This is a genomic window from uncultured Megasphaera sp. (genome assembly GCF_900539295.1).
In the GTDB taxonomy this organism is placed as follows: Bacteria; Bacillota; Negativicutes; order Veillonellales; family Megasphaeraceae; genus Megasphaera.
In genome coordinates this window covers 34,890-48,313 of sequence record NZ_UQBH01000011.1, presented here as the reverse complement: position 1 = coordinate 48,313, position 13,424 = coordinate 34,890, and the positions used below count along the sequence as shown (strand labels likewise).

The following is a 13,424-nucleotide window of genomic DNA, read 5'->3' as shown; positions in this document are numbered from 1 at the left end:
TTTTTTTTTGCTGCAAAGCGCAAAAAAGGCACGCCGACCGTATTTAGTCAACGTGCCTGTCGTATCTTAGTGATTCAAGTAATGGTAAGCTGCCATGGCAGCGATGGCGCCGTCGGCAGCCGCCGTAACGACTTGACGCAGCGATTTATAGCGAATATCACCGGCGGCAAAGACGCCGGGAATGTTGGTGTGCATCTCTTCATCGGTCACGATGTAGCCGTCTTTCAAGGTCAGGACATCGGCAAACATGTCCGTCGAGGGTACGATGCCGAGGAAGACAAAGAGGCCCATGAAGCCGTCTTCTGCGGTTGCTTCTATTTTCGTCGTCTCACCGGTCTTTACATTGCGGACCGAAATCCACTGCAGTTTACCGTCGCCGCCGACATCGTCGATGACGGAATCCCAGATGAAGGACAGCTTCTCATTGGAAAAGGCCTGTTCCTGCAAGGCCGGTACGGCGCGAAGCGTATCGCGGCGATGGACGACGGTGACCTTACGGGCAAAGCGGGTCAGGAAGATGGCTTCCTGAACGGCACTGTCACCGCCGCCGGCGACGTAGACGTCGAGGCCGCGGAAAAATCCGGCGTCACAGGTAGCACAATAGGAAATGCCATGACCGACCATCGCTGCCTCACTGGGGATTCCCAGGGGACGATGGTTAGCACCGGAGGCGATGATGACCGTGCGGCCGCGGTAAGTATCGGACGTTCCGACCAGTTCCTTGACGTCGCCGGACAGTTTAGCTTCGACGATCGAATCGAGGACTCGCGTTACGCCGAAGTTCTTGGCCTGCTGAGCCATGCGCATGGAAAGGGACATACCGCTCTCCCCTTCCAGCATCTGACCGGGATAGTTTTCGATATCCGCCGTCAGCGAAATCTGTCCGCCGTCCTGTCCCTTTTCGATGAGCAGGACCGACTGATTGTTTCGGCCGGCATAGATGGCTGCCGAAAGACCGGCCGGGCCGGCGCCGAGGATTACTACATCATATATCATGGCGTTCCCTTCTTTCATCGGAAATTAAAGCAGTGCGTCGAGCTTTTCCTTCAAGGCGTCAGCCGATACGGCACCGATGGCCTGGTCGACGACCTTGCCGTCTTTGATGAAGACGAAGTTCGGAATGCTCATGACCTGGTAATCTTTAGCCAACTGCGGTTCTGCATCGGTGTTGACCTTGCCGATCTTTACTTTACCGGCATATTCTTCGGCAAAGTTAGCGACGACAGGACCCATCATCTGGCACGGGCCGCACCAGTCGGCATAAAAGTCGATCATGACCGGTTCTTTGCTTTCTAAGACTTCTTGCTGAAAATTAGCAGCTGTGAATTTGTATTCCATGAGGAAGACCACCTTTCTGTAATGACTTGATTTTTTCTTTTGATACGTATATTATACATGGTATGTAAAACTTATCAAGTACGAAGTTTTTTTGGAGGTAGTACGAAAAAACGGACTACGGAAGGAATGAATACCATGAATCACGAATCGATCTGTGAAAATATTGCCGGTCAAGGCTGCGGACTGAAAAAGGTCTTAAATATCATCGGCGGCAAGTGGAAAATCCTCTTGCTCTGCGTCATCGACGACAAGGGGGTCATGCGCTACGGCGAACTGCGCCGCGCCGTCTACGGCATTACCAATACGATGCTGGCCCAATCCTTAAAAGAAATGGAGGAAGACGGCCTCATCGAGCGCAAACAGTACCGCGAAATGCCGGTCCGCGTCGAATACTCCCTGACCGAAAAGGCTCACTCCATGATTCCCATCCTGCTGGAATTGAAGCACTGGGGTGAAAAACATCTCTGATACAAAAAGAATCCCGCCTCCTCTTTAGGAAACGGGATTTTTTTTTGCCTAAGGAATGATTCGGCTAGCCCATGACGCAGCGCTCCTTATTCTTCATGGAGTGCATGACCCAATAGTAGGAACCGCCCGTAAACAAGGCCGCCATGACCCAGCAGATCGGGCTGGCGCAGCAGATGCCGAAATAGCCCCACATGGCAGCCAGGACTAAGGCCGATACGCTGCGGCCGCCGAGTTCCAGCAAGCTGCTGATGAGGGGAACGCTGGAAATGCCCATCCCCTGCAGGGCATTGCGATAGACAAAGATTTGGCCTAAAAAGATGTAGAAAGGAACGGACATCTTTAAGTACAACAGGGCCTGTTCCATGAGGAGTTCATCGTGAACGGTCGTGAACAAGGCGATGACGTTGCGGCCGAAGAAATACATGGCAACGGCTGCGGCCGCACAGAAGGCTAAGGAGACCAGGGAGCATTGGCGAACGCCCTGTCGGATGCGCCCGTACTTTCCGGCACCGTAGTTCTGCGCCGAATAGACGGCCATGGCGATGCCGAAAGAAATCATGGGCTGGAGGGCCAGCTGTTCGATCTTCGTCGCCGAGACGAAGCCGGCAATCGTTTCCGGCCCGAAGGTATTGCAGACCGACTGGAGGATCAAGATCCCCATGGAAATGATGAGGAACTGGACCGCCATGGGAAGGCCCAGGCGCAGGTGCTGCCAGGCAAAGGCCCAGTCAAACTTCCAGTCGTCACGGGTCAGGCGCAGCATGGGAAAGCGCTTTCTCATAAAGGCAAAGCACATGACGGCCGATACGCCTTGAGCGATGACCAGGGCGATGGCCGATCCCGGCACACCCCAGCCGAAGACGACGATGAACAACAGGGCCAGGGCGATGTTCAAAAGGGACGATACGATGAGGAAATAAAGGGGCGTCCGACTGTCCCCCAAGGCCCGGCAGATACTGGACAGGAGGTTGTAAGCCATCATGGCCGCTAAGCCCAGGACGATGATAATCATATAATGGTAGGCATCGTCATAGAGGACACCGGAAATGTTCATGACCCTCAGGATCAAGGGCATGGCCAGACTTACGCCGGCCGTAACCATGAGGGTAATGGCAAAGGCCAGCATGGTCGACGTCGCTACCGACCGGCGCAGGCCGTCCATATCCTTGGCGCCGAAGCGCTGGCCGACGATGACCGAAAAACCGGCAGACAGGCCGATGGTCACCCCAAAGACAGACATATATACAGGCGCGACGGCACCGACAGCCGCTAAGGCATTGACACCAATCGTCCGGCCGACGATGATGATGTCGGCAATATTATAAAATTGCTGGAAGACGTTGCCGATCAGCAAGGGCACCGTAAAGGCTAAGATCAGGCCAATTGGATTGCCGGAAGTCATACTGCGAACCATCAAATCATCCTCTCTTTTCAGTACACAGAACCAAAGGTGAAATACTACTTATTATACCATCTTGCCTGCAAAAAACAAGATTTAATTCATTTTTAATCACAGTCCCGCCTGCACTTACCGTCTCCTCAGAATGGACGCGTACAATGGAAGCATGACAGCCCATCACCACTCTATGCAGGGAGGTATCTCTATGACCCTAAAAGCATTCTCACCGATTCCCTCCTGGCTGCCGCCCTTTTCGACAGTGCCCCGGGGACAGCTGATTACCTTATACAGCAGCGATACAGAAGCCCCTTTCGGAAAAATCCTGAACGACCGGGATCACCTCGTCTGGCAGCCGTCCCAATCGGGCGTAGCCGTAATCAAGGCCATCGACTTGATGAAGGAATCTAATAAAATCGCCGTCGTCGAAGGCTTCCGCATCATGCCCGACCGCATCCAAATCTTCATTCGCTACCGAAAGTACCACAAACGGCTGCCCGCGTGGTTCATCGACCGCTTAAAGAAATTCCTGGCCACGCACATCACGGGCGGAGAGAGCCCCTCATCGTCCATTTGGAAAAAAGAAACGCACACCCAATTAGTCTATGCCGATATGGCCCGGCAGGCCGTCATAGAAAGCCTGCACGATGAGCTCGAACACTGGAGATATAATGACGAGGCCGATGAAAAAGCAGCCAAAGCATAAAACTCCGGCGAAAGGCCGCCCCCGAGCGTCTGCGCTGAATGACCCTGATCTTTTCTTCGATCCTGTTTACGGAAATGATACGTTTTTATACTCGGCTGTCATACGTCGAAGAAAGGATCCGGACGTATACGACACCTCGAACCGTTACTGCAGATGCAAAAAAAGAGTCCGAAAGACGTTCTTTCGGGCTCTTTACGGTTGTGGCGGCAGGCCTGTTTTTAACAGCTCCGGCGTCTTCATTTGCCGCTCGCTGCACTGGTTGACGTAGTTATAGAGCAGGGCTTCTAAAAAGTGCAGGTCGCCGCTGCGCAGGTTTATCTTTTCGTCGGTTCCCCAAGGGTAGCCGATGAGAGTCTGCCACGTTTGGCGCACAGCCGGCGTCAAGGCCAGTTCGGCCATATCGTCCCTGTCTTGGTAGTCGATGTAGTAGACGGGCTGGTCACAGTAGCCCCGGCCGCGGTAAAAGATGCGGGCCTCGCCCGTTTCGGGAAGAAAACCCGTCAGGGCCAGGAGCTGCCAGCCGGCGATGACCGTGACGATGCGGACGTCTTTTACTTCGATGGCCCGCCCGTAAAGCAGGACCAGGCGGTACAATTCGTCATCCTTTTCACCGCTCGCCGTGAGGAAGAGGACCATTTCGACGAAGATCTGGGAATAGACGTAGCCGTCCCAAGTGAGGTCACGAAGGCGCCGATTGGCACGGCAGTCGTATTCGCTCAAGGTGTATACGCCGTCCTTTTCAAAGACGTCGAAGGAAATCTCTGCTAAGGGCGACAAGGAACCGTAGCCCATCTTGCCCTGGGTGCTGCGCCGGGCCAGGACGTGAAGCAGTCCTTCCTGGCGCGTCAAAACGGTCAGGACCAGCTGCTTGGCACTGGTCTTTTTTACAGCCAGGATGAGGCCTTCATAGGACCGCGACGGCTTTTGGCCATAGGAACGGCTATTCCCCATGGCTTTCACCGTCGGCGTCTCCCTGGTCAGCCTCTTCTTCAGGCGGCACGACGAGGGGCACGGCCTTGAGGCGGACGATGCGGAAACGCTGCATTTCAAGGACTTCAAAGCGGTAGTTGCCGATAGTGACCTCATCGTGGATGAGCGGCGTATGGCCTAAGGCGTTGAAGATGTAGCCGCCGATCGTATCGGTATCGACGTCCTCTTCGACGGGAATATGCAGCAGCTCTTCGACGTCGTCGAGGAGGACCGTCCCGGCAAATTCATAAGCTCCATCGGGCAGGGGCTGGATTTCTTCTTTTTCATGGGTGTGCTCATTCTGAATGGCACCGACCAATTCTTCTAAGATGTCTTCTAAGCCGATGAGGCCGACGGTACTGCCGTATTCATCGACGACCATAGCCAAATAGGTCCGGCGCATGCGCATGAGCTGGAGCAGCTTCGAGGCCGGCATGATTTCCGGAATGGTCAGGATAGGCCGCTTGATGAGATTGAGATTGCTGCGCTTATGGATGTAGAGATCCATGATGTCCTTGATGTGGACCAGGCCCAGGATATGGTCCTTGTCGTCTTCACACAAGGGATAGCGCGTGTGCCGCGACTGACGGATGGTCTGCAGATGCTGGTGCATCGTCTCTTCCGTATAAAGGCAGACGATATCCTGACGGGGAACCATGATTTCTTTGGCCAAGAGGTCGGCGAAGTCAAAGACGTTGCCGATGAGTTCGCTTTCGACCTGGTCGATCTTCCCTTCTTTATGGCTGGCCGTAATGAGCATGCGGATTTCATCTTCCGAATGAGCCATGTCGATTTCATTGGTGACGTCCAGGTCGCGGTCGGCCAGGATCAACCGTCCCAGCCCGTTGCCGAGAATGATGAAGGGCATCAGGGGATGACTCCAGGGATGGATGAGACGGTGGACGGCACGGAGGCTCTTTTCCGGACACTGAAGGCCGATGGATTTCGGAATCAGTTCGCCGAAGACCCAGAGGATGAAGCAGAGGATGACGGCCACGACGATGTCGATGAGCCACAACAGCCAGGTATGGCTAATATAGGGCTCGAGGAGACCGTAGAGGCTGTAGAGGATGCAGAACCCGGCAGCGCCGGCAATGAGGCCCGACAAGGCCATGCCGAGCTGAGCCGTGCCCAGAAAGATGATGGGCTTATCGTACAGCGACAGCAGCGGTTTTAAGGACACGTCGCCGTCGCGGATGAGTTCTTCCAGGTATTCCCGCCGCAGCTGGGCAAAGGCGAATTTCCCCGTAACGCAGACGGCACTGATGATCAGGCAGATAAGAAAAACAAGAAAACATTGGACGATTAGTTGTGCTTCCATCTGACCGGCCCCCTACTCGTTTTTATAGCCGAATTCACTGAGGGCTGCCGCTTTGTTGCGCCAGTCCCGCTTGACCTTGACCCAGACGTCGAGGTAGACCGAAGAACCGAGGAGGTTTTCGATTTCCTGACGGGCCAGGTTGCCGATTTCTTTCAGGACAGCCCCGTTCTTGCCGATGACGATGCGCTTTTGCGAATCCCGTTCGACGTATACCGTGACCCGGATGTAGACCTTATGGTTGCCCCGGTCCTTCATTTCTTCCGTAAAGACGGCGATGGCGTGAGGTACTTCGTCGCGGGTGCAGCGGAACAGTTTTTCCCGGACGATTTCCGCAACCAGCAGCCGTTCGGGCTGGTCGGTAATCATGTCATCGGGGAAGTATTTCGGTCCTTCCGGCAAAATCTTGCGCAGTTCTTCGACGACGGCGTCGACGTTGTCCCCGTTGAGAGCCGAAATGGGAATGACCTGGGCAAAGGGATAGAGTTCAGCATATTCGGCAATCTTGCCTAAAATCTCTTCTTTGCTCATGAGGTCGACTTTATTGATGATGAGGAAGACGGGAACGCCCGTATCCTTTATCTTTTCCAGGACGAATAAGTCGCCGGGCCCCTTCTTTTCATTGCCCGAAATGAGGAACAGGACGGCATCGATATCGCGCAGGGACTGGTACGCCGCTTCATCCATGAATTCCCCCAGTTTATGCTTGGGCTTATGGATCCCCGGCGTATCGAGGAAGACGATCTGGCAGGCATCGTCCGTATGGATGCAGAGGATGCGGTTGCGCGTCGTCTGGGCCTTGTCGGAGACGATGGATACTTTATGCTTGATAATACGGTTAATTAGGGTCGACTTGCCGACGTTGGGGCGGCCGACGACGGCGACGAATCCTGATTTAAACGATTCCATAACGATAGAATTTCCTCCTTATAATTCTTCGCCTTGACGGACATAATCGAGACGCTGTAAGATGAATTCTTCTTCTTTGCGCATTTCGGCCTTGTCTTCCGGTTCCATGTGGTCGTAGCCTAAGATGTGCAGCATGCCGTGGATGGTGAGATAGGCCAGTTCCCGTTCAAAGGAATGGCCGTATTCGTCGGCCTGTTCCTGTACTTTTTCGAGAGAAATGATGATGTCTCCCAAAAGGGCCGTGTCCGGACCTTCGTAGCCGTCGTCTTCGCCTTCGTTTAAGGCAAAGGACAGGACGTCCGTCGGCCGGTCGATATTGCGGTACTGTTTATTCAAGGCGTGGATGTAGTCGTTATGACATAAGAGAATGCTGATTTCGGCGTTCGGTCCGAGGCCGTAGACTAAGGCCGCTTCTTCACAGACCCGTTCGATGACTTTTTCATAGTCTTCCTGTTCGAATGAAGGATCTTCATAGTTGATGTTGATATGCACGATTGGTACCCCCTTTGATACAGTGTCCCCCTGTCCTTACGGGCAGATCATTTATCTTTATAATAATTTTCATACGCTCTGATAATGCGGCCTACCATGTCATGACGGACGACGTCTTCGTCGCTGAAGTGGACCATGCCGACGCCTTTGACGCCGTCGAGGATTTTTTCGGCTTCCGTAAGGCCCGACATGCGGCGGTCGACGAGGTCGATCTGGGTGGCATCGCCGTTGACGACGACCCGCGAATGGTTGCCCATACGGGTGAGGAACATCTTCATCTGTTCCCGCGTCGTATTTTGGGCTTCGTCGAGGATGATGAACGATTCTTCCAAAGTCCGGCCGCGCATATAGGCCAGCGGCGCCACTTCGATGATGTTGCGGTCGATCAGCTTTTGGAACTGGTCATAGCCGAACATATCGGCCAGGGCATCGTACAGCGGGCGCAGGTAGGGATCGATTTTTTCCTGCAGGTCCCCGGGGAGAAAGCCCAGTTTTTCACCGGCTTCGACGGCCGGGCGGGTCAGGATAATGCGTTCGACTTCACGATTCTTTAAGTAAAAAGCTGCCAAAGCCACGGCCAGATAGGTTTTCCCCGTTCCCGCCGGGCCGATGCCGAAGGTGACGAGGTTCTTTCGGATAGAGTCGACGTAGCGTTTTTGGCCCAAGGTCTTGGGTTTGATGAGGCGGTGGCGGGCCGATATGCCGACCGTATCTTCATAGAGGCCGTGCAGCTCTTCGCCCCGGCCGGCTTTGATGAGGCCTGCCGAGTAGCGGACGTGCTGCGTCGTAAGGTACGTGTTTTCCCGGAACAGGTAGCGCAGGGCGCCGAAGACTTCCAGTACCTGATTGACCTCTTGCTCACTGCCGACGATCATGGCCGTATCGCCGCGGACGGCAATGCGGCAGTCCGGAAATTCACGCTGCAGCGTCTTGAGGAATTCATCTTTCATGCCCAGGACGGCCCGGGCTTCACGCAAATCGGAAAATTGCAGTTTCTTTTCTACCAAAATATGCTTCTCCTTTATTTCATGAACTTACGGACAGCTTTGCCGTGCAAATAATCGCATAAGGCCCCTTGACGGGTGTCACGGCGTTCCAGTTCTTCGTCGATCATATCGCGGATGCGCCACCAGCCCATGCCCCAATTGGCAAAATCCGTCGCTTCTTTCGGGGCCCTGCCGATGAGGCGCTGGAAGACGATGTCCGGCCGGCTGTATTCGAGGAAGGCCACGACGCGGCGGACGTATTCTTCGCAGGTCACCAGGCTGATTTCGCCCTTGGCGTACCATTCGGCCATGGCCGTGTTCTTTATGATGTACAGGGCGTGGAGCTTGACTTCATCCGTACCGGCAGCCGACACGAGCTTGGCCGTTTCGACCGTATCTTCCATCGTATCCCAAGGGAGATCCAGGATGACGTGGGTGCAGACCCGGAAGGGGTAATCCCGCAGCATCATCATGGCGTCGACGTATTCTGCCGTCGTGTGGCCGCGGTTGATTTTGGTCAGGGTCTTGTAGTTCGCCGTCTGCAGGCCCAGCTCGACGAGGATGTCGACGCCGTACCGTTCTTTGACGTCGGCCATGATGTCGAGGTAGGTTTCGTTAAGGCAGTCCGGCCGGGTGGCAATGGCAAGGCCTACGATGTCGGGCCGGCAGGCTGCCGTCAGGAATTCCCGGAATCGGTCGGGCGGTAAGTAGGTATTGGTAAAATTCTGAAAGTAAGCGATGAATTTATTGGCCTTGTATTTCGGCTTGATGTGAGCCATGTTCTGCTCGATCTGCTGTTCAATGGTGACTGAGGCCGGCAGGTTTTCATAGCCGGCGCCGATGGAGCCGCAGAAGGCGCAGCCCCGGACGCCGAGGGTACCGTCTCGATTGGGACAGGTATCGGGTATGCTGATGGGCAGCTTATATACTTTTTCTCCGTATGTTTCTTTTAAATAGGTCGAATAGACACGGTAGCGTTCGTTCACGAATTCTCTCCTTTAGCCGGGATGACGAACCAGTCAGCCCGTTCTTTCTTCTTCTCGGCAATGACGTAGGCCGGTCCGTCGGGAACGTTCCCCAGGCGGCCCAGTTCGGCCTTCATGGCCTGACTGACAGGCCAGATATAGTATCGCATCTTGATGTCGCGCCAGTTGGTAAAGTGATAGCCCGGGATATACTGCTGAAGCCAGGACTCACGGCGGAAGATATGGTCGGTCTCACTGCGTTCTGCCGGCTGCCAGCCGAGGAAGTCCGGATGGAGGCGGAAGCGGAAAAAGGTCAGCATGTCAAAGGCCAAGAGTTCTTTTGCCAGAGCCCGCTCTTCGTCCGTAAGGGACAGGACGTCGTCAATGCAGTGGCCGAGGAAACGGCACAGGGTATCGTCAGACAAGGCCTTTTGGTCATTATGAAGGACAAGCCACTCATCTGTCAAGACTTCATAGAGTTTCATGTAATCCGGCCCGTACTGCCGCCCCAGCCAGGACAGAAGGCGGGTGAATTTCCCCGAATTATAGGTCCGTTCAAAGACGTCTTCAAAGACCTTTAAATAGGCCACTTTTTCATACGGCAGCCAGGTCGTGGCCAGGACTTCGTAAGGGCCTTTCGGGTCGTAGCGGTAATCATCGGGATAGTCCCGGCGAATGCCCGACCCCTTGAGGAGCTTTAAAAAGCCGATCTGCAGTTTATGGGGCTTTAGGGCATAGATGTCGTTGAAGGATTGGCGAAGATGGGCATAGTCTTCATAAGGCAGGCCGACGATGAGGTCGAGGTGAAGGTGCATCGTATCGAGGGCGACGAGGCGCTCCATGATGTGCGTGATCCGCGGCCAGTCGTTGTGACGGCGGATGGCTTTCAAGGTCGGCTCATACGTCGTCTGTATCCCCATTTCCAATTGAATGCGTCCCTTCGGGGCCTTGGCCAATAAGTCGATGTCGTCGTCGGTCAAGACGGCCGGTTCAATTTCCAAATGAAAATTGACCTTTCTTTCGACACCTATCATGTATTCCACCAAAGGGCGATGGTGGCTCGGGCTGCAGTTAAAGGTCCGGTCGACGAATTTTACCTGGGACACGCCGGCGTCGACGAAGGTTTGAAGTTCCTGTAAGACCAAAGGTACCGAACGGAAGCGGACCCGGTCGTTCATGCCGGACAGGCAGTACTGGCAGTGAAAGGGGCAGCCCCGGGAACTTTCATAGTACATGATGCGGTGGTCGAGCTCGCGAAAGTCCTGGTTTTCATAAGGAAAGGGCAGGCTGTCGAGGTCGTCGATCTCCTGAAACGTTTCGTCGCCCTTGATTTCCCCGTCGACGCGGCCGAGGACGCCGGGAACGGCCGTACCGTCTTCCCCCTTTTCCAGGGCCGTCAAGAAGTCCGGCACCATGACTTCCCCTTCGCCTTGAAGGACGTAGTCGATATCCGGACAATCCATCAGGACCTGACGGGCCGTATAGGAGACTTCCGGACCGCCGACGAAGACCTTGGTATTCGGGAAGACATCTTTCACTAAGGTAATGATATGGCAGGTCATTTCAATGTTCCAGATATAACAGGAAAAGCCGATGACGTCGGCTTTAAAGGCTGCTATGTGACGCAGGATGTCATAGGGATTTTGATTGATCGTATATTCAGCCCGATCGACGGCGACGCCCCGGTGGGCACAGGCCGTCGTCAGACAACGCAGGGCCAGGGATGACTGAATAAATTTCGCATTCAAAATGGTGAGCAGCGTTTTCATCAAAAACCTTCCTTCAATCTTGATAATATATTAAGTATACCGCAAGGACGCCGTTCTGTCATGTTTTTTTCGCTGCCCCCGGCGGGCCAGCCTTTTCGCCGCTGTCGTTTTATGATAAGATGAGGTAGTATATAGATTCTTACCTACGAAAAGGAGGCTTTTCCTTGTTTAAAATAGCACTCGCCCAGACCCAGGTCCATCCCGGCAATCCTCGGCAGAACGCGGCGGTCATGAAAGACTTTATCGCCAAGGCCAAGGCAGCTCACTGCGATATCGTCGTCTTTCCGGAGCTGGCCATTCCCGGCTACTTCATCGGCGATATCTGGGACCAGCCGGATTACATCGATGAATGCGTCCGCTTCGGCGAAGAAATCAAGGCCCTCTCTCACGGCATAGCCATCATCTTCGGCAATGTAGCCAAGGAAACGGACCGTGTCAACCTCGACGGCCGGACGCGCAAATACAATGCCATGTTCATCGCCTACAACGGCCGCTGGCTGTCTCCGGCCCGCTCGCCCTACCCCTTCTACATCAAGACCCTCCTGCCTAATTACCGGGAATTCAGCGACATCCGCTACTTCACGTCCCTCATCGAAGTCGCCCAGGAACGCCGCGCCTTCCCGGAAGACTTCTTATCGCCCGTCCAGATTCCCTTCGACGACGGCCGCAAGTTCCGCATCGGGCCCCTCATCTGCGAAGACAGTTGGGATGAAAACTACCCCTTCAAGCCCATGCGCTATTTAGGAAAGATGTACGACATCGACTTGTTCGTCAACATTTCAAACTCGCCCTTCACCCTGGGCAAGACCCAGCGCCGCCACCGCCTCTTCGGCCAGGCCATCAACGACATCCACTGCCCGGCCATTTACGTCAACTGCACGGGCATCCAAAACAACGGCAAGAACATCTATACCTTTGACGGCGCCAGCAGCACCTACCAAAAAGACGGCAGCCATCACCGGGCCTGCCGGCCTTTTACGGAAGAACTCCTCATGGTCGACTTCGACGAAACGACCCAGTCCTTTACGTCTCCGTCCGAAGTGCCGCCTGAAAAGTCCCAGATCGAAGATATTTACGACAGCCTCCACTACGGCCTGCAGCACTTCATGGATGCCATCGGCGTCCATAAAGTCGTCATCGGCGTATCGGGCGGTATCGACTCGGCCGTCAACGCCGCCCTCTATGCATCGGTCCTGCCGCCGGAAAACATCCTCTTGGTCAACATGCCCAGCTGCTACAATTCGGATATGACCAAGAGCCTGGCTAAGGAACTGGCCGACAACATCGGCTGTCTGTACACGGTCATCCCCGTCCAGGACAGCCTCGAACTGACGCGGCAGCAGTTCAGTACGGCCGAATTGCAGCAAGGCGGAGACAATAAGGGCCACCTGGCCTTAACCAGCTTCATCGAAGAAAACATCCAGGCCCGCGACCGCTCGAGCCGCATCTTGTCGGCAGCGGCAGCCGCCTTCGGCGGCGTCTTCACCTGCAACGCCAATAAGGCCGAAACGTCCGTCGGCTACGCCACCCTCTACGGCGACAGCGCCGGTTACCTGGCAGCTACGGCTGATCTCTGGAAGCATCAGGTCTACGAACTGGCTCACTACCTCAACGACAAGGTCTTCGGCCGGGAAGTCGTCCCTCAGGGCAGCATCGACATCGTTCCCAGTGCCGAACTGTCGAATAAGCAGGACGTCACCAAGGGCCAGGGCGATCCTTTAGTGTACCCCTATCACGACTACCTCTTCGCCGCCTTCGTCGAACGCTGGCAGCGGGCTACGCCGGAATCGATCCTCACGTGGTACCTCGACGGCACCCTGGAAAAGAACATCGGCTGCTCTGTCGACGTCCATAAACTGTTCCCGACGGCCAAGGAATTCATCGATGACCTGGAACGCTGGTGGCGTCTCATCGCCGGCTTTGCCGTCGCCAAGCGGATCCAGAGCCCGCCTATCCTTTCCATCAGCCGCCGCCCCTTCGGCAACGACCTGCGCGAAGCTCAGCTGGCACCGTACTACACGACGCGCTACTTAGAATTAAAAGAACGGATTCTGTCAGAAGAAGCCTGACGGACCACCCCTTACATACCACAAAAGGACTGCTGATTC

At 54.9% G+C, this 13,424-nt stretch carries 13 protein-coding genes; 3 read left to right on the top strand and 10 right to left on the bottom strand.

Going from position 1 to position 13,424, the window contains the following annotated elements; translation table 11 throughout:
* Positions 1-66: 66 nt before the first annotated feature.
* A complete protein-coding gene (gene trxB, locus QZQ46_RS05285) occupies positions 67-996 on the bottom strand; it encodes a thioredoxin-disulfide reductase (RefSeq protein ID WP_296827528.1) in 930 nt (309 codons plus the stop codon).
* A gap of 24 nt (positions 997-1,020) precedes the next feature.
* Positions 1,021-1,338, bottom strand: a complete 318-nt coding sequence (gene trxA, locus QZQ46_RS05280; protein ID WP_296827526.1) for a thioredoxin — start codon at positions 1,336-1,338, stop codon at positions 1,021-1,023.
* A 135-nt stretch (positions 1,339-1,473) separates the two neighbouring features.
* On the opposite strand from trxA, the gene QZQ46_RS05275 reads away from it, so the two are divergent.
* Complete coding sequence (locus QZQ46_RS05275; RefSeq protein WP_044503483.1) at positions 1,474-1,806, top strand: helix-turn-helix domain-containing protein; 333 nt, start codon at positions 1,474-1,476, stop codon at positions 1,804-1,806.
* A 64-nt stretch (positions 1,807-1,870) separates the two neighbouring features.
* On the opposite strand, the gene QZQ46_RS05270 is transcribed toward QZQ46_RS05275, so the two are convergent.
* Positions 1,871-3,220: an MATE family efflux transporter gene (locus QZQ46_RS05270; RefSeq protein WP_296827578.1), complete on the bottom strand. Its 1,350-nt coding sequence runs from the start codon at positions 3,218-3,220 to the stop codon at positions 1,871-1,873.
* Between the two features lie 190 nt (positions 3,221-3,410).
* Between QZQ46_RS05270 and QZQ46_RS05265 the strand changes: the two genes are divergently transcribed.
* Positions 3,411-3,908, top strand: coding sequence for a hypothetical protein (locus QZQ46_RS05265; RefSeq protein ID WP_296827524.1), 498 nt, complete (start codon positions 3,411-3,413; stop codon positions 3,906-3,908).
* A 192-nt stretch (positions 3,909-4,100) separates the two neighbouring features.
* On the opposite strand, the gene QZQ46_RS05260 is transcribed toward QZQ46_RS05265, so the two are convergent.
* The 7 genes from QZQ46_RS05260 to QZQ46_RS05230 all read right to left on the bottom strand — a co-directional run bounded on the left by QZQ46_RS05260 (position 4,101) and on the right by QZQ46_RS05230 (position 11,316).
* The gene (locus tag QZQ46_RS05260; RefSeq protein ID WP_296827575.1) at positions 4,101-4,859 is read right to left on the bottom strand and encodes a DNA repair protein RecO; all 759 of its coding nucleotides are present in this window, start codon (positions 4,857-4,859) and stop codon (positions 4,101-4,103) included.
* The gene (locus tag QZQ46_RS05255; RefSeq protein WP_296827522.1) at positions 4,849-6,198 is read right to left on the bottom strand and encodes a hemolysin family protein; all 1,350 of its coding nucleotides are present in this window, start codon (positions 6,196-6,198) and stop codon (positions 4,849-4,851) included. The genes QZQ46_RS05260 and QZQ46_RS05255 overlap by 11 nt, the downstream gene beginning before the upstream one ends.
* A 12-nt stretch (positions 6,199-6,210) precedes the next feature.
* Complete coding sequence (era, locus tag QZQ46_RS05250; RefSeq protein WP_296827521.1) at positions 6,211-7,104, bottom strand: GTPase Era; 894 nt, start codon at positions 7,102-7,104, stop codon at positions 6,211-6,213.
* Between the two features lie 18 nt (positions 7,105-7,122).
* Entirely contained in the window at positions 7,123-7,596 is a 474-nt protein-coding gene (ybeY, locus tag QZQ46_RS05245; RefSeq protein ID WP_296827519.1) for an rRNA maturation RNase YbeY, read from the bottom strand.
* Positions 7,597-7,643: 47 nt separating this feature from the next.
* The gene (locus QZQ46_RS05240) at positions 7,644-8,546 is read right to left on the bottom strand and encodes a PhoH family protein (protein WP_296827572.1); all 903 of its coding nucleotides are present in this window, start codon (positions 8,544-8,546) and stop codon (positions 7,644-7,646) included.
* Positions 8,547-8,617: 71 nt separating this feature from the next.
* Positions 8,618-9,568, bottom strand: a complete 951-nt coding sequence (locus tag QZQ46_RS05235; protein WP_296827517.1) for a TIGR01212 family radical SAM protein — start codon at positions 9,566-9,568, stop codon at positions 8,618-8,620.
* A complete protein-coding gene (locus QZQ46_RS05230; RefSeq protein WP_296827514.1) occupies positions 9,565-11,316 on the bottom strand; it encodes a B12-binding domain-containing radical SAM protein in 1,752 nt (583 codons plus the stop codon). Before QZQ46_RS05230 ends, QZQ46_RS05235 begins: the two co-directional genes overlap by 4 nt.
* A 164-nt stretch (positions 11,317-11,480) precedes the next feature.
* Here QZQ46_RS05230 and nadE point away from each other — a divergent pair, with 164 nt between their 5' ends.
* Positions 11,481-13,385: an NAD(+) synthase gene (gene nadE / locus QZQ46_RS05225; RefSeq protein WP_296827513.1), complete on the top strand. Its 1,905-nt coding sequence runs from the start codon at positions 11,481-11,483 to the stop codon at positions 13,383-13,385.
* Positions 13,386-13,424 lie beyond the last annotated feature (39 nt).